The following is a 14,141-nucleotide window of genomic DNA, read 5'->3' on the forward strand; positions in this document are numbered from 1 at the left end:
CGGAATTCGCTCGCTTTTCCCGAACCGGCCGGTAGAATCCGCTGAAAATCTCGCGGCGCGGCAGGCGCGCCGCTTCGAAGCGGAGCAGCCGATGAACGGCAACACCAGCGACCGCGCCGGCCGGCGCGGTCGTGCGGATTCCGGATGGTTGGGGCGCCTTGTGATCGGCCCCGGCCGCCGCGGGTTAGAAGCGCTCGTCAGGGTCGGGGCCGTCCCGCTGCGTTATGATCGCCCGCTGATCGAGGCAGTACCGTGTGGCGCGCAGCACGGCGACGTGTGCGCCGGGCCGGGGCCGACGGGCGGCGAAGACCGCGCGCGGCCCCATTCCAACAACAATTGCCCGTCCGTTCACGAGGCGGCGCGGGCCACGTGTCACGAGGCACCATAGTGACTGAATCCCAGAGTACAGCGCAGCGTCCCGCGACCATCAGCGACGTGGCGCGTGAGGCCGGCACCGGCAAGACCAGCGTGTCGCGCTACCTGAACGGCGAGACCAACGTGTTGTCCGCCGATCTGCGCAAGCGGATCGAAGTCGCGATCGAACGGCTCAACTACCGGCCGAACCAGATGGCGCGCGGGCTCAAGCGCGGCCGCAACCGGCTGCTCGGCCTCCTGGCCGCCGACCTGACGAATCCTTACACCGTCGAGGTGCTGCAAGGCGTCGAGGCGGCCTGCCACGCGCTCGGCTACATGCCGCTCATCTGCCACGCGGCGAACGAAGTCGAGATGGAGCGCCGCTATCTGCAGCTGCTCACGACCTACCGGGTGGAGGGCATGATCGTCAACGCGCTCGGCGCGGAAGAGGCGGTGCTCAAGCCGCTGCGCGGCGGCGGCATCCCGACGGTGCTGGTCGACCGCACGGTGGAGGGCTTCGAGGCGGACCTGATCGGCCTCGACAACGCGGCGGCGATCGAGCTGGGCCTGCGGCACCTGACCGAGCAGGGCTACCAGGCGGTGCATTTCGTCGTGCAGCCGTTCACGCAGGTCAGTTCGCGGCGGTTGCGCGAGGCGGCCTTCCGCGCGGCGTTCGCACGCGCGGGCCGGTCCGCGCCGGCGCCGATCGTGCTGGACCTCAAGGATCCGGAGGCCGCGCAGCAGGCGCTCGCCGCGCTCGATGCGCTGGTCGGGACGGCCGCGCGCACGGGCGGCCGTCTCGCGCTGTTCGCGGCCAACGCGCCCGTCGCGCTCGCGATCGCGCGGCACCTGCGCGGCCGGCACGGCGCCGATTGGCAGCGCCATGTCGCGCTCCTGTCGATCGACGATCCCGAATGGGCGGAGCTGATCGGCATCACCACGATCCGCCAGCCCACCTACGAAATCGGCTATCGCGCGGTGGAATTCGTCCATGAGCGCATCGACGGCGCGACGGGCGCGGTGCGCGAAACGCTGCTGCCGGGCGAGCTGATCGTGCGCGCGTCGACCGCAAGCTGAGTATCATGCGGGGCGTGCACCGGCCGGTGCACGCGATTTCGACCAAGGATGTTGTCCATGACTGTTGCTCCCGTCACGCTGGCGGCGCTGATCATCGCCACGTTGTTCGTGGCGCTGCTGCCGCTTGCGCTGTACCGTTTCCTGCGCCGTCCGATGGCGCTCGACAAGCGCGATGCGATCATCGGCGTGATCGTGTTCACGCTGTTCGCGACCCTGCTCGAACGGGCCTTCTACGGGCTGGTCCTGTCGCAGCCGGCCGCGATGCAGTGGTTCGCGAAGCCGGCGGCCTTCCTCGCGTTCAGCATGGCGACGGCCGCGCTGTTCGAGGAAGTCGGCCGTTATCTCGGCATGCGCGTGCTCGCGCGGCGCTATGGCGGCTCGGCCGGCGACAGCCGCGGCCTGGGCCACGGCATCGGCTACGGCGGCGCGCAGGCGTGGTTCGTCGGCGTGCTGGTGCTCGGCCAGTGGGTGTACCTCGCCTGGCTCGCGAATCGCGGCCAACTGAACGAGCAGCTCGCGACCATGCCGGCCAATCTCGCGCTGCGCATCCAGGTGATGCTCGCGACGCTGTCGGTCCAGTCGATCGCGGTGATGGTGCTCGAGCGCGTCGCCGCGCTCGCGTTCCAGGTGCTGCTGTCGGTGCTGATGTGGCGCGGCGTGCGCGCCGGCAAGCACTGGATCCTGCCGCTCCTGATCATCGTGCATCCGCTCGGCGACCTGCCGTCGATCCTCTACAATCTCGGCGCCGTGCCGTTCGGCTGGATGATCGCCGGCTACGTGCTGATCGCGGCGCTGCCCGCGCTCTGGCTCGTGCGCCAATGCCGCCCGGCGGCCGCGGCGGCCTAGGAGGCGGCGATGGAAGACTACATTTACGAATGCGCGAGCGCCGAGTTCGACGTGCTCGCGCACGTGGTCTGCGATCTGTTTCCCGAGCAGACCCGTTTCGCCGAACGCAGCGACGAGGCCGGCCGTTTCCTGTCGGTGCAGTGGCTCGGCATGCGCTTCGGCGCGACGCCGCGCCGCATGACGCTCGACGTGCGGATCGCGCCCGCCGCGCTGGCCCGCTATCTCGCGCTCGCGCCGCAGCAGCGCGCGCGCAGCCATGCGGTGCTGCGCGCGTTCATCGAGGCGCAGCTCGGCTCGTTCGAGGAAATGCATGCGGAAGGCGTGGCCGTGCCGCGCGAATCGGCGTTGCTGATCGACGCGCCGTTCGCGTAAGCGGCCGTTGCCGCGCCGATAAAGGACAAGGCCCGCCATCGTCACGATGGCGGGCCTTGTCGCATCGGGCGGAAGCGGGCTCAGTCGGCGTCGCGATACACCTGCGCGAAGCGCGGCGCCTGCACCACGCCGTAGTCGCCCGGCGCGTACTGCATGACCCAGTCGCCCGCGACGCCGCGCAGCACGTCGCCGTCGGCCGAGCGCGCGATCGAGAAGGGCGCGTCCATGCGCTTCGCGAGCACCACGGCCGGGCGGTTCCGATAGGCGCCCGCCGCGCCGTGCGCGAGCGCCGCGTCGACGGGCAGGTATTTCGCGTCGAAGCGCGCGCGCGACACCACCCAGCGGTCGCCCGTCGAGCCGGTGACGAGCGCGTCGCCCGCGACATAGCGGTTGAGCCCTTCGAGGCTCATCAGTTCGCCCGCGGCGGCGGCGAACTCGACCTGAACCGTTTCGTTCTTGACGACACGCCGCGCGGCCGGATCGGCGCGCAGGTCGAGATTGTTCAGTTCGATCATGATCGGATCTGCAGGAAGAAAACCCGGCACTTTATCTCGAAATGGAGCCTGGCGCACCTGGCAACACGTACCTTGTTGCATCGCACACAGGGGGCGAAGATGGGGCGCGGCGCATGGCCGGCGTCGCATACCTCATCGGATAAAAAAGGAGAAATAGATGAAAACATCATTTCGCACGCTTGCCATGCTGATCACGCTCGCCGGATCCGCGGCGCTGCCCGCGCAACGCGCCCTGGGCGCGTCGCCGCTGCCTGCTCTGGGCGCCGATCCGGCGCAGGTATCGGTATCCGGACTGTCGTCGGGCGGCTACATGGCGGTGCAGTATCAGGTGGCCTATTCGGCGTCGGTCAAGGGGGCGGGCATCATCGCGGGTGGTCCGTACTACTGCGCGGCGGGCAATCTGGTAAATACGAGCATCTGCATGGGGGGCGTACCCGGCGTGCCGCCCAATCCTTCGCTGATGCTGGGCGCGGCGCAAGGCTTCGCGGCGAGCGGAAAGATCGACGCGCTTTCGAACCTGCAGCGGGTGCGGCTCTATTTGTTCAGTGGTACGCAAGACACCGTTGTCCGGCAGCCGGCGGTGGATGCGACCGCGACGTTCTTCCGGCTCGCGGGCGTGCCGTCCGCCAATCTCGCCTATGTGAGCGACGTGCCGGCCGGCCATGCGTTCATCACGCCGTCGATGGGCAATGCGTGCAACGTGAATGGCTCACCTTACGTGAACCATTGCACCGTCGGACAGATGCCTTACGACCAGGCGGGCGTGATCCTGACGACGATCTACGGCACGCTCGTGCCGCCCGCCGCGCAGCCGACCGGGCGCGTCGTCACCTTCAACCAGCGCGAGTTCGCGCCGGCGTCGAGCGGCATGACGGACGATGCCTACGCCTATGTGCCGCAGGCGTGCGGCGCGGGCACCGCATGCAAGGTGCACGTGGTGTTCCACGGCTGCCTGCAGACGGCGGCCATCGTGCGCGACGACACCACCTACGACAGCTGGGCCGACGCGAACGGCATCATCGTGCTGTACCCGCAAGTGGCGGCGACGACGGTGCCTTACAATCCGAACGGCTGTTGGGACTGGTTCGCGTATACGGGGCAGAACTATGCGTGGAAATCGGGCGTGCAGATGCAGGCGGTGCACGCGATGATCGCGCGGCTCGTGTCCGCGCCTTGACTTGAAGGCCTGACGCAGGAGAAGAAAAACGGCGGAGCGGGGCCGCTCCGCCGTGTGCGCGCCGCCTACTGCGCGGCGGGCGCGCTGGCCTGCTCGGCGGGCGCCGCCTTGGCGTCGGCCTTGCCGTGCTTGGCCGGCTTGCGGTGCCCGTTGGCGGGGCCCTGCAGCCACTTGCGGAAGGTCGTGTCGGCCAGCGCCTTCTGGTCGGCCGGGAACGCGTCGTACAGCGGCGCGAACGTCTCCGCGAGCTTCTTCGCGCCGTCGGCGTTCGCCTGGGCGAGGTCCGCGTACTGCTTCATGTCGTCGAGCGCCGAGACGCTCTTGTTCGCGAGCCGCTCGCGATACAGGCGGCCCATCGTGTCGCCGTTGTCGCGCATCGTATCCGCGAAGGCCTTCCATTGCGCTTCCTGCGCCGACGTGATCTTCAGCTGGTCGTGCAGATAGCTGATGCGCTCCTCGACGCGCGCCTCATGGCGCGCCGTGCGCTGCGCGGACGAGGCGGTGTCGGCGGCGGGCGCGGCGGCCGGGGTCTGCGCGTGGGCGAAGGCGCTCGACAGCGCGAGCGCGGCGGCTAGGATCAGCGAGCGTTGTTTCATTGGAACTCCTGTTGGGTCGTCGAAGGCGGCCTCGATGGCCGCGCGCGGCACGCATTGGGGCCGCACGCTATTAGTATCACGGTATCGCGCGCGACGGCGCGGTCGCGACACTTGCTTACAACCGAAACGAATGGAAATCGACGGTGGATAAACTCGCCAGCATGGAAATCTTCGTCGGCGTGGTGGAGGCCGGCAGCCTGACGGCCGCGGCCGAACGGGCCGGCATCTCGGCCGCGATGGCCGGCAAGCACGTCAAGGCGCTCGAGATCCAGCTCGGCACCCGGCTGCTGACCCGCACCACCCGCACCCAGAGCCTGACCGAGATCGGCCGCGAATATTACGAGCGGTGCCGGCAGATCCTCGCCGACGTGAAGGATGCCGATGCGGTTGCGGAAGCGATGACGACCGCGCCGCGCGGCGTGCTCAAGGTGACCGCGCCGCTGACCTATGGGGTCGAGGTGTTCGCGCCCGCGATCACCGCGTATCTCGATGCGTGTCCGGAGGTGTCGGTGGAACTGGACCTGTCGAACCGGATCATCGATCTCGTCGACGAGGGCTTCGATGCGGCGATCCGGATCGGGCCGCTCGCCGATTCCGGGCTGGTCGGCCGGCCGCTCGCGCCGTACCGGGTGCGCGCGGTCGCCGCGCCGGCCTATCTCGCGCGCGCCGGCGTGCCGCGCACGCCGGCCGATCTCGAACGGCACGAATGCCTCGGTCTGCTGCATTCGGGCAAGGAGGGCGGCTGGCGCTTCGCGGGCGCGGAGCTGCCGGTCGCGCCGCGCGGCCGGTTCCGCGCGACCAGCGCGCAGGCGCTGCGCGAGGCCGCGCTGCAGGGCTTCGGCATCGCGATGCAACCGGAAGCGCTGTTCGCGAGGGAACTGGCGAGCGGCGCGCTGGTGCCCGTGCTCGACGCCTACATGCCGGCGCCGTCGCGCGTGCATCTGCTGTATCCGCGCGATCGCCACGCGACGCCCAAGCTCACGAGCTTCGTCGAGTTCGTGGTCGGGCGGTTGGGCGCCTAGCGGTTCGGCGCTATCATCGCGGCACCGTCATTTCCCTCCACGTCATGCGTCCACCCCGTCTCGACCAGCTCGACGAACTCGACCGCAGCCTCGTTGCGCTGCTGCAGGCCGATGCGCGCGCAAGCGTCGCCGACCTCGCGCGCCAGCTCGACGTCGCGCGCACCACCGTGCTTGCCCGGATCGCCCGGCTCGAACGCAGCCAGGTCATCGCGGGCTACAGCGTGCGGCTCGGCCAGGACGTGCTCGATGCGAGCATCTATGCGTATGTCGGCATCATCCTCGCGCCGAAGTTCGGCAAGGACGTGCTCAAGCGGCTCGACCGCATGCCGGAAGTGCAACTGCTGTGCGCGGTCAGCGGCGAGTACGACTACGTCGCATGGTTGCGCGCCGATTCACCCGAGCGCCTGAACGATCTGCTCGACCAGATCGGCGCGCTCGACGGCGTCGAACGCACCACCACGTCGATCATCCTGTCGCGCAAGATCGATCGCGGATCGTTCGGCGGTTGATGTGTCTCGCCGGCGGCACTTCGCCCGCTCGCTCTCCCATCGTCGCATGATGCCTGCGGCTGTCTGATCCGGCCGGGCGCTGCCATGCGCGCGCCGATCGCCGCGCGCGTCCTTCTCCTTGCAACACACGATTGACGGTATCGACGGCCCGCACGTCGCGCGGGCGCTATCGCGTTTACCCGCCGTTTACGACAAACCGTCAAATCTATACGTCATTTTGACGAAATGGGCTGTCATTCCGCATCACTTTGCGTCTAGGAACTGATTTTGCTCATCCTTACACTCTCGGACAGGGCTGTACACCTACACAACAAATCCACCTGTCAGGAGAGCACACCATGAAAGTCGCGATCGTCGGCGCGGGCCTCATCGGCCACACCATTGCCCATCTGCTGCGCGAGACGGGCGATTACGAGGTCGTCGCGTTCGACCGCGATGCCGATGCGCTCGCCAAGCTGTCGGCGCAGGGCATCGACACGCGACGCGTCGATTCCGCGGATGCGAACGCGATCCGCGACGCGCTCAAGGGCTTCGACGCACTCGTCAACGCGCTGCCGTACTACCTCGCGGTCAACGTCGCGGCCGCGGCGAAAGCCGCCGGCGTGCATTACTTCGACCTGACCGAGGACGTGCGCGCGACGCATGCGATCCGCAGCCTCGCCGAAGGCACGGGCCATGCATTCATGCCGCAGTGCGGCCTCGCGCCGGGCTTCATCGGCATCGCCGCGCACGAGCTGGTCAAGGGCTTCACCGAAGTGCGCGACGTCAAGATGCGGGTCGGCGCGCTGCCCGAGTACCCGACCAACGCGCTCAAATACAACCTGACCTGGAGCGTCGACGGGCTCATCAACGAGTACTGCCAGCCGTGCGAAGCGATCCGCGATGGTCGCCAGCAGTGGGTGCAGCCGCTCGAAGGGCTCGAGCATTTCTCGCTCGACGGCATCGAATACGAGGCGTTCAACACCTCGGGCGGCCTCGGCACGCTGTGCGAGACGCTGTCGGGCAAGGTCGAGTCGCTCGACTACAAGTCGGTGCGCTATCCGGGCCATCGCGATCTGATCCAGTTCCTGCTCGAGGATCTGCGGCTCGCGAGCGACCGCGACACGCTCAAGACGATCATGCGCCGCTCGGTGCCGTCGACGAAGCAGGACGTGGTGCTCGTGTTCGTCACCGTGACCGGCATGAAGGACGGCCAGCTGGTGCAGGACGTGTTCACCCGCAAGATCTTCGCGAAGGAAGTGTGCGGGATGCCGATGAGCGCGATCCAGATCACGACCGCGGGCGCGATGTGCGCGGTGCTCGACCTGTTCCGCGAACGCGTGCTGCCGCAGAGCGGCTTCGTGCGTCAGGAGCAGGTGCCGCTGCAGGCGTTCCTCGCGAACCGCTTCGGCAAGCTGTACGACGGCGGGACGCTGGAACGCATGCACGCGCTCGCATAAGCGCGGGGAGCAGGGGCGGGCGATCCCACAGCGGGTGACCCCGCGATAGGCGGTCCCGCAGCGGGCGACTCCGCGGCAGGCCGCGGCCCGTGCGCCGGGGCCGGCCTCAGGCCGGCAGCGGCGGCACCATCGCGCCGGACGGCGGCGCCAGCGCGCGCAGCAGCGCGTCGTAATCGGCGCCGACGGGCGCGGTGTTGTCGAACTGCAGCAGGCCGTTGCACGCGTCGCCCGTCGGCGCGAAGCGGCGCTGCCGGTATTCCTCCCAGTGCGCGAGCTTGTAGGCGTCGTTGGGATTGCCGCGCGCGGCGATGCGCGCGTGCGCGACGTCCTCGGGCACATGGACCCATACCACGCGCAACTCGACCTCCGGGCCGATGCCGAGCCACTGGCGGTTCAACAGCCGGCCGTCGCGCACTTCGCGCGACAGCGGCCCCACCACGATGACGCTGGTGCCGAGTTCGAGATTCTCGCGGGCGGTGTCGAGCAACCCCTGGTATTCCGGGTCGCGCAGGTGGCGCAGGTAAAGCGGGCTGTCGCGGTCGTTCGGATCCTGGGTCAACGCGCCCATCGCGGCCGCGCTGTAGCGCCCGTACAGCGTGTCCTTGTCGAGCAGGCAGAAGGCCTTGCCCGTCGTGCGCGCGAGCGGCCCGATCAGCCGCTTCGCGAGCGTGGTCTTGCCGGTGCCGGCATGACCGCAGAAGAACACCAGGGAGGTCACGGCAGGCGGCTTCCGGCGTCGGCCGGCGCTTCGCCGTCGTTCGGGAACCGGCCGTTCGATTCGAGCCACATGACGTTGATGATGCCGAACCCGAGCGCCACGCCAATGCCGAGTATCCACGAGAAATACCACATAGCCGTCTCCTTGTTGATGACGCCGCGGGCGCGGCGGGGTCGCCTCGGGCGCGCGGGCCCGAAAGCGTCGGGCGCGGCGCGTGCAGCCCGATCATGACCAAGAATGGCGGCCCGGACAAGCATGGAATGCAAGAAATTTGTCCGGACGTGGCATGCGACGCCCGGGGGCCTGTCGTCCGACCCGGTAAACTGCCGGCATCCGACTCGTTTTCACAGGACCATGCTGATCAACTGCGTTGCATACCAAGATGGCCGCAAGCTCGCCGACATCGACATCGACCATATCAGCGACTATGTCGCGCGCCCCGAATGCTTCGTGTGGGTCGCGCTCAAGGATCCGTCGCCCGAGGACATCGAGCGCATGGGCGAGGAGTTCGGCCTGCACGAGCTGGCGCTCGAGGACGCCCGCAAGGGCCACCAGCGTCCGAAGATCGAGGAATACGGCGATTCGCTGTTCGCGGTGCTGCACACGGTCGAGATCGACGAGCAGGATGAATTCCAGATCGGCGAACTCAATGTGTTCGTCGGCCCGAACTACGTGCTGTCGATCCGCAACCATACGCCGCACGGCTTCCAGGACGTGCGCACGCGCTGCGAGCGCGAGCCGCATCTGCTGAAGGAGGGCTCGGCGTTCGTGTTCTACGCGTTGATGGATCAGGTCGTGGATCGCTACTTCCCGACGCTCGAGGCGCTGGGCGCCGAGCTGGAGGAACTCGAAGACCGCATCTTCGCGAAATCGAACCTCGCGGCCTCGCGCGCCACCATCGAGGATCTCTATCTGCTCAAGCGCCGCCTCGTGATGCTGTACCAGCACACGGCGCCGCTCATCGAGCCGCTGTCGAAGCTGTTCGGCGGACGCACGCCGCAGATCTGCAACGGCATGGAGCACTATTTCCGCGACGTGTACGACCACCTGCTGCGCATCGTGAAGACGATCGAAGGACGCCGCGAGATGGTGGTCACGGCGATCCAGGTGAATCTCGGCATGATCTCGCTCGCGGAGAGCGAGGTGACGAAGCGGCTCGGCTCGTTCGCCGCGCTGTTCGCGATCCCGACGATGATCGCCGGGATCTACGGGATGAACTTCAACAACATGCCCGAGCTGCGCTGGGAATATGGCTTCTATGCCTGCCTCGGACTGATGCTCGTCACCGATGTCGTGTTGTGGTGGCGCTTCAGGAAGGCGGGCTGGCTGTAGGCGCGCGCCGGTTCAGCCCTGCGCGCAGCGGCCGACCACCACGTTCCACTGGCGCACGCGCCAGTGCGTCACCAGCCCGTTGAGCACATACGGATCGGCGCGCGCGAAGGCTTCCGCGACGGCCGGTGCGTCACCCTGGAACACCAGCACCGCATGGTCGGCCGGGTCGGCGAGCGCGCCCGCGAGCAGCAGTTCGCCGCGCGCCGTCGCGGCCTGGGCGAGCGCGAGATGGTCGGCGCGATACGCGCCGCGCCGTTCGAGGTAGTCGTCGACGAGATCGTAGGTCAACTGGTAGTACATGGCGAAGGTCTCCTGGGCCGCTCGGGCGAACCGGCCGCGCGACGCGGCCGTTCCACGCACCTTAGCGGTTTGCGGCGGGCGCTTCAATGGGGGCTGCGGCGCGCGGCGCGACGGGCGGCCGCGACACGTCGAGGCGCCGCACTGCGTCGCTTGCGGGTCGCGCGCGGCGTCGCGCGCGCGGTCGTGCGTCCAGGCCAGCCGGCCACGCCGCGCGGCCGGCACGCGCGCCTCACCGGTTTGCCGCGCGCGTTTCCCTGTCCGGCCCCCCGGGGCCTTCGCGATCGGGCTTGCCGGTCATCACCCGCGGCCTCGCGATACGCGCCACGTTCAGATGCAGCGGCGTGTCGGGGCGCAGCGTCACGTTCATCACCGGCCGCGGTTCGGCCATGCCGGCCGGGGCGCTCAGCGCGAAACGCTGCAGGATGCGCGCGGCGATCACCGTCATCTCGGTCATCGCGAGATGCTGGCCGAGGCATACGCGCGGGCCGGCGCCGAACGGCAGGTAGGCGCCGCGCGGTGGGGCGGGCGCATCTGCCGCGAAGCGCTCCGGCCGGAATGCGAGCGGATCGTCGAACCAGCGCGGATCGCGATGCATGAGCAAGGTCGGCACCGACAGCATGGTGCGCGCCGGCACGCGCCACGGGCCGAGCGTGAAGGGCGCCGTCGCGCGCCGCGCGATCAGCATCGGGGCGGCCGGATAGAGCCGCAGCGTCTCCTTCAGCGTCTGCGTGACATAGCGCAGCGCGGGCAGGGTGTCGGGCGTCGGCGCCGCGTCGCCGAGACAGGCGCGGACCTCGGCGCGCGCCGCGCGCTGCGCGGCCGGGTTCGCCGCCATGCACCACGCCCACCAGGTCAGCGTGGCCGCCGCGGTTTCGTGACCGGCGACGAAGGTCGTCATGCATTCGTCGCGGATCGCCTCCAGCGACCAGCCGGCCGGATCCTCGCGACGCAGATGCAGCAGCCGGGTCAACTGATCGTCGGGCCAGCTGTCGGACGGCGTGCGCAGGCGCGCGTCCACGTGCCGGCCGATGAGATCGCGCAGCAGCACGAGCGCATCGCGCTTGGCCCGCTTCCACGGCATCCAGTTCGGCGAGGTCGTCGGCCAGAACACCTCCGCGTTGGCCGCGACGACCGCCGCGCGCACGGCTTCCTCGACCCGGTGCGCATCGTCGCCGACCTGGTCCGAGAACATCATGCGCAGGATCACGTCCATCGTCAGCGAGGTCAGCGCGCTCTCGATCGCGCAACGCCCGCCGTCGGTGCGCCAGCGCGAGAGCGCCTGGTCGGCGGCCGCGGCGATGGTCGGCACGAACGCATCCACCGCCTGACGCGAAAAGTTCGGCTGCAGCGCATGGCGTTTGGCGCGCCAGGGCTCGCCTTCCGAGATGAAGACGCTGCGGCCGTTCAGTTGCGAGAACACCCGCATGGCCCGCTCCCAGCGGATCAGCGCGTCGTGGTGCGTGACGAGCAGGTCGCGCACCAGCGCCGGATCGCAGATCACGAGCTGGTGCTCGGGCCACATGCGCAGGTGGAACACGTCGCCGTGCGCGTGCTGCCACGCGTGCAGCGCGCTGAACATGTCGCGCGACATCGCGCGCAGCAGGCCCCAGCCGGTGAACCCGGCGGCGGGGCCCGGCGGCCAGGCGCCGGCGGAAGAAGGAACGACGGGCGCGGACGATGCATCGGCGCGGTGCGGGCAGGGAGAGGTCGTGGGCTTGTTCATGGCGTGCATTGTTGGCGCGCCGCGCCCGCGCGTCTTGAAGCGAAACGACATCGACACGCGCGGGGCCCGTGCCTATACTCGACCCCCATGTATGCCGAGCCGCCGCCATCCTGTCCCGATCCGTATGCGCGCGCGCCCCGCGCCCCGGGCGGCGCGCAGGCCGCGCGCCTGCATCTTCCGCCGCCCGCCTTGCAGGGGGCCCTCATCGCCGTGGTCAGCCGCGATACGCGCGGCCTCGGGCTCGACGGCGCGCAGCGGCTCACTCACTTGTCGGCCTCGCCGCTCCTGACGCTCTCGTGGTTCGACAGCGACACGCTCGGCATCGTCGAGCGCGGCGAAGACGGGCCGTGCTGGCGTCCGCTGCGCGCGCAGGTCGCGCTGGGCGGCAGCCAGTCGCGGCCGCTCGCCAGCTGGGGGCCGCGGGAAGGGCGCGGCGGCTTCCTGTGCATGACGGCGGATGTCGCGCGGCATCTGTTCGGGATCGATCCGGCGGCGCTTCAGGATCAGGTGGTGGATGCCGCCGCGGTGCTCGACGCGGGCTGGCAGCCGTTGTTCCGGGCGCTGGTGGCCGCGCCCGACGACGCGGCCTTGCTCGCCGCGCTCGAACAGCATCTCGCGCCGCGCTGGCAGGCGCTGCGCGGGCGCGCGAGCGCCGCGCCGACGCTGGAGCAGGTCGGCCGGCACTGGGTGCAGCGGCTCGCACGGCAGGCGCACGAATGGCGGCGCACGCACAGCGCGCGGCAGGTCGAGCGCCGCGTGCGCGCGTACAGTGGGCGCTCGTTGCGGGAGTGGCAGGCGCTGGTGCGTTCCGAGGGCGTGTTCTTTGCCGCGCGCGCGCGTTTCGAGGCGGGCTTGCCGTTCGACTGGGCGGGCATCGCGCACGACGAGGGCTTCGCCGACCAGGCGCACCTGAGCCGCGTGTCGAAAGCCATCACCGGCTTCTCGCCGAGCGAGTTCGCGCGCCGGTTCGGCGAAGACGAATCGTTCTGGCTCTATCGGCTGTGGATTTGACGCAGGGCGTTCGGCGCCGCTGCGCATGGGATAATCGTTCTTTCCGCCAAGACCGAACCGGCCCGCTCGCCACCACCCGCCTTGAATCCACAGATTGCCACCCTCGACCAGCTGGCCGAGTTCGACGAGATCATCGATGTCCGGACCCCGCTCGAGTTCGCCGAGGACCATGTGCCCGGCGCGCTCAACGCACCCGTGCTCAGCAACGAGGAGCGCGTGATCGTCGGCACGATGTACAAGCAGGTGTCGCCGCACGAGGCGACCCGCGTCGGCGCGGCGATGGCCGCGCGCAACATCGCGCACCACCTGGACACGCTGTTCGCCGACCGGCCGCTCAAGTGGCGGCCGCTCATCTATTGCTGGCGCGGCGGCGCGCGCTCGAAATCGATGACGGTGCTGTTCAACCTGATCGGCTGGCGCGCACGCCAGCTCGAAGGCGGATACAAGCAGTACCGCCGCTCGGTGCTCGCGTCGCTCGACACGCTGCCGTCCGCGTATCGCTTCGTCGTACTGGCCGGCCCGACCGGCAGCGGCAAGACCCGGCTGCTCGGCGCGCTCGCTCAGGCGGGCGCGCAGACGCTCGACCTCGAAGGGCTGGCCGCGCATCGCGGTTCGGTGCTCGGCGCGCTGCCGGACGCGGCGCAGCCGTCGCAGAAGGCCTTCGATACCGCGCTCGTCGGCGCGCTCGAGGGCCTGGATCCCGCGCGGCCGGTGTTCGTCGAGGCGGAAAGCCGCCGGATCGGCGCGATCACGCTGCCGCTCTCGATGGTGGCGGGAATCGGCGACGCGCGCTGTGTGCGGATCGAGGCGAGCCGCGAGGAACGGGTTGCGCTGCTGCTCGACGACTACGCGCACCTGCTCGACGATCCCGCGCGCTTCCACGCGCAGCTCGCGCGGCTGAGCGAACTGCATGGGCATGCGCGAATCCGCGAATGGCAGGCGCTGCTCGACGCCGGACAACGTCTGCCGCTGCTCGAGGCGCTCGTCGACACGCACTACGATCCCGCCTATGCGCGCAGCAGCCACGCACACCTGCGGCACTTGCGCGACGCGCTGCCGCTCGCGCTGCGGCCGACTGCCGACGACCTCGTCGAGCAGGCGCGCGAATTGCTGGCGCAACTCGCGCGCGACCGCTGAGGCGCGGGGCGGA

At 69.5% G+C, this 14,141-nt stretch carries 16 protein-coding genes; 10 read left to right on the forward strand and 6 right to left on the reverse strand.

Translation table 11 applies throughout. The annotated features are described in order from the left end of the window. Positions 1 to 387 precede the first annotated feature (387 nt). The 3 genes from AC1RQF_RS07725 to AC1RQF_RS07735 are packed head-to-tail and all read left to right on the forward strand — an operon-like array spanning position 388 to position 2,649. Positions 388 to 1,431, forward strand: a complete 1,044-nt coding sequence (locus tag AC1RQF_RS07725) for a LacI family DNA-binding transcriptional regulator (protein WP_274003049.1) — start codon at positions 388 to 390, stop codon at positions 1,429 to 1,431. 57 nt (positions 1,432 to 1,488) lie between these two features. Further along, positions 1,489 to 2,277, forward strand: a complete 789-nt coding sequence (locus AC1RQF_RS07730) for a YhfC family glutamic-type intramembrane protease (protein ID WP_492871686.1) — start codon at positions 1,489 to 1,491, stop codon at positions 2,275 to 2,277. A 9-nt stretch (positions 2,278 to 2,286) separates the two neighbouring features. After that, a complete protein-coding gene (locus tag AC1RQF_RS07735) occupies positions 2,287 to 2,649 on the forward strand; it encodes a DUF3022 domain-containing protein (protein WP_274003053.1) in 363 nt (120 codons plus the stop codon). Positions 2,650 to 2,729: 80 nt separating this feature from the next. Here AC1RQF_RS07735 and AC1RQF_RS07740 read toward each other — a convergent pair whose 3' ends face one another. Next, a complete protein-coding gene (locus AC1RQF_RS07740; RefSeq protein ID WP_492871688.1) occupies positions 2,730 to 3,164 on the reverse strand; it encodes a PGDYG domain-containing protein in 435 nt (144 codons plus the stop codon). A gap of 157 nt (positions 3,165 to 3,321) precedes the next feature. Between AC1RQF_RS07740 and AC1RQF_RS07745 the strand changes: the two genes are divergently transcribed. Further along, positions 3,322 to 4,341 (forward strand): extracellular catalytic domain type 2 short-chain-length polyhydroxyalkanoate depolymerase, encoded by a 1,020-nt coding sequence (locus AC1RQF_RS07745; protein ID WP_443111574.1) that lies wholly within the window; start codon positions 3,322 to 3,324, stop codon positions 4,339 to 4,341. A gap of 65 nt (positions 4,342 to 4,406) precedes the next feature. Here the strand turns inward: AC1RQF_RS07745 and AC1RQF_RS07750 are convergent, their stop codons facing one another. Next, positions 4,407 to 4,937, reverse strand: coding sequence for a Spy/CpxP family protein refolding chaperone (locus tag AC1RQF_RS07750; RefSeq protein WP_252987377.1), 531 nt, complete (start codon positions 4,935 to 4,937; stop codon positions 4,407 to 4,409). A gap of 143 nt (positions 4,938 to 5,080) precedes the next feature. Between AC1RQF_RS07750 and AC1RQF_RS07755 the strand changes: the two genes are divergently transcribed. The 3 genes from AC1RQF_RS07755 to AC1RQF_RS07765 all read left to right on the forward strand — a co-directional run bounded on the left by AC1RQF_RS07755 (position 5,081) and on the right by AC1RQF_RS07765 (position 7,907). Further along, a complete protein-coding gene (locus AC1RQF_RS07755; RefSeq protein WP_492871689.1) occupies positions 5,081 to 5,959 on the forward strand; it encodes a LysR family transcriptional regulator in 879 nt (292 codons plus the stop codon). A gap of 44 nt (positions 5,960 to 6,003) precedes the next feature. Next, entirely contained in the window at positions 6,004 to 6,468 is a 465-nt protein-coding gene (locus AC1RQF_RS07760; RefSeq protein ID WP_274003060.1) for an Lrp/AsnC family transcriptional regulator, read from the forward strand. 338 nt (positions 6,469 to 6,806) lie between these two features. Beyond that, positions 6,807 to 7,907, forward strand: a complete 1,101-nt coding sequence (locus AC1RQF_RS07765; RefSeq protein WP_274003062.1) for a saccharopine dehydrogenase family protein — start codon at positions 6,807 to 6,809, stop codon at positions 7,905 to 7,907. 106 nt (positions 7,908 to 8,013) lie between these two features. Here AC1RQF_RS07765 and AC1RQF_RS07770 read toward each other — a convergent pair whose 3' ends face one another. Both AC1RQF_RS07770 and cydX read right to left on the reverse strand, forming a co-directional pair. After that, entirely contained in the window at positions 8,014 to 8,625 is a 612-nt protein-coding gene (locus AC1RQF_RS07770; protein ID WP_492871690.1) for a P-loop nucleotide/nucleoside kinase family protein, read from the reverse strand. After that, complete coding sequence (gene cydX, locus AC1RQF_RS07775) at positions 8,622 to 8,759, reverse strand: cytochrome bd-I oxidase subunit CydX (RefSeq protein ID WP_274003066.1); 138 nt, start codon at positions 8,757 to 8,759, stop codon at positions 8,622 to 8,624. The genes AC1RQF_RS07770 and cydX overlap by 4 nt, the downstream gene beginning before the upstream one ends. Positions 8,760 to 8,979: 220 nt before the next feature. Between cydX and corA the strand changes: the two genes are divergently transcribed. Continuing rightward, complete coding sequence (gene corA, locus AC1RQF_RS07780) at positions 8,980 to 9,957, forward strand: magnesium/cobalt transporter CorA (protein ID WP_274003067.1); 978 nt, start codon at positions 8,980 to 8,982, stop codon at positions 9,955 to 9,957. 12 nt (positions 9,958 to 9,969) lie between these two features. On the opposite strand, the gene AC1RQF_RS07785 is transcribed toward corA, so the two are convergent. Further along, a complete protein-coding gene (locus AC1RQF_RS07785; RefSeq protein WP_274003069.1) occupies positions 9,970 to 10,257 on the reverse strand; it encodes a YciI-like protein in 288 nt (95 codons plus the stop codon). A 229-nt stretch (positions 10,258 to 10,486) separates the two neighbouring features. Further along, on the reverse strand, positions 10,487 to 11,980 hold the full coding sequence (locus AC1RQF_RS07790) for a cytochrome P450 (RefSeq protein WP_492871691.1): 1,494 nt from the start codon (positions 11,978 to 11,980) through the stop codon (positions 10,487 to 10,489). An 87-nt stretch (positions 11,981 to 12,067) separates the two neighbouring features. Between AC1RQF_RS07790 and AC1RQF_RS07795 the strand changes: the two genes are divergently transcribed. Together AC1RQF_RS07795 and mnmH are read left to right on the forward strand one after the other, a co-directional pair. Then, on the forward strand, positions 12,068 to 12,991 hold the full coding sequence (locus AC1RQF_RS07795) for a helix-turn-helix domain-containing protein (RefSeq protein ID WP_492871692.1): 924 nt from the start codon (positions 12,068 to 12,070) through the stop codon (positions 12,989 to 12,991). A gap of 81 nt (positions 12,992 to 13,072) precedes the next feature. Beyond that, complete coding sequence (gene mnmH / locus AC1RQF_RS07800; protein ID WP_492871693.1) at positions 13,073 to 14,128, forward strand: tRNA 2-selenouridine(34) synthase MnmH; 1,056 nt, start codon at positions 13,073 to 13,075, stop codon at positions 14,126 to 14,128. The last annotated feature ends 13 nt before the right edge of the window (positions 14,129 to 14,141 follow it).

The sequence above is a fragment of the Burkholderia sp. GW821-FHT14F03 genome, from assembly GCF_058803765.1.

What these genes read in the sequence shown, in the direction of transcription:
- AC1RQF_RS07730 (WP_492871686.1), top strand. Translation starts at nt 1,489, where the DNA reads ATGACTGTTGCTCCCGTCACGCTGGCGGCGCTGATCATCGCCACGTTG.
- AC1RQF_RS07735 (WP_274003053.1), top strand. Translation starts at nt 2,287, where the DNA reads ATGGAAGACTACATTTACGAATGCGCGAGCGCCGAGTTCGACGTGCTC.
- AC1RQF_RS07740 (WP_492871688.1), bottom strand. Translation starts at nt 3,164, where the DNA reads ATGATCGAACTGAACAATCTCGACCTGCGCGCCGATCCGGCCGCGCGG.
- AC1RQF_RS07745 (WP_443111574.1), top strand. Translation starts at nt 3,322, where the DNA reads ATGAAAACATCATTTCGCACGCTTGCCATGCTGATCACGCTCGCCGGA.
- AC1RQF_RS07750 (WP_252987377.1), bottom strand. Translation starts at nt 4,937, where the DNA reads ATGAAACAACGCTCGCTGATCCTAGCCGCCGCGCTCGCGCTGTCGAGC.
- AC1RQF_RS07760 (WP_274003060.1), top strand. Translation starts at nt 6,004, where the DNA reads ATGCGTCCACCCCGTCTCGACCAGCTCGACGAACTCGACCGCAGCCTC.
- AC1RQF_RS07765 (WP_274003062.1), top strand. Translation starts at nt 6,807, where the DNA reads ATGAAAGTCGCGATCGTCGGCGCGGGCCTCATCGGCCACACCATTGCC.
- cydX (WP_274003066.1), bottom strand. Translation starts at nt 8,759, where the DNA reads ATGTGGTATTTCTCGTGGATACTCGGCATTGGCGTGGCGCTCGGGTTC.
- corA (WP_274003067.1), top strand. Translation starts at nt 8,980, where the DNA reads ATGCTGATCAACTGCGTTGCATACCAAGATGGCCGCAAGCTCGCCGAC.
- AC1RQF_RS07785 (WP_274003069.1), bottom strand. Translation starts at nt 10,257, where the DNA reads ATGTACTACCAGTTGACCTACGATCTCGTCGACGACTACCTCGAACGG.
- AC1RQF_RS07790 (WP_492871691.1), bottom strand. Translation starts at nt 11,980, where the DNA reads ATGAACAAGCCCACGACCTCTCCCTGCCCGCACCGCGCCGATGCATCG.
- AC1RQF_RS07795 (WP_492871692.1), top strand. Translation starts at nt 12,068, where the DNA reads ATGTATGCCGAGCCGCCGCCATCCTGTCCCGATCCGTATGCGCGCGCG.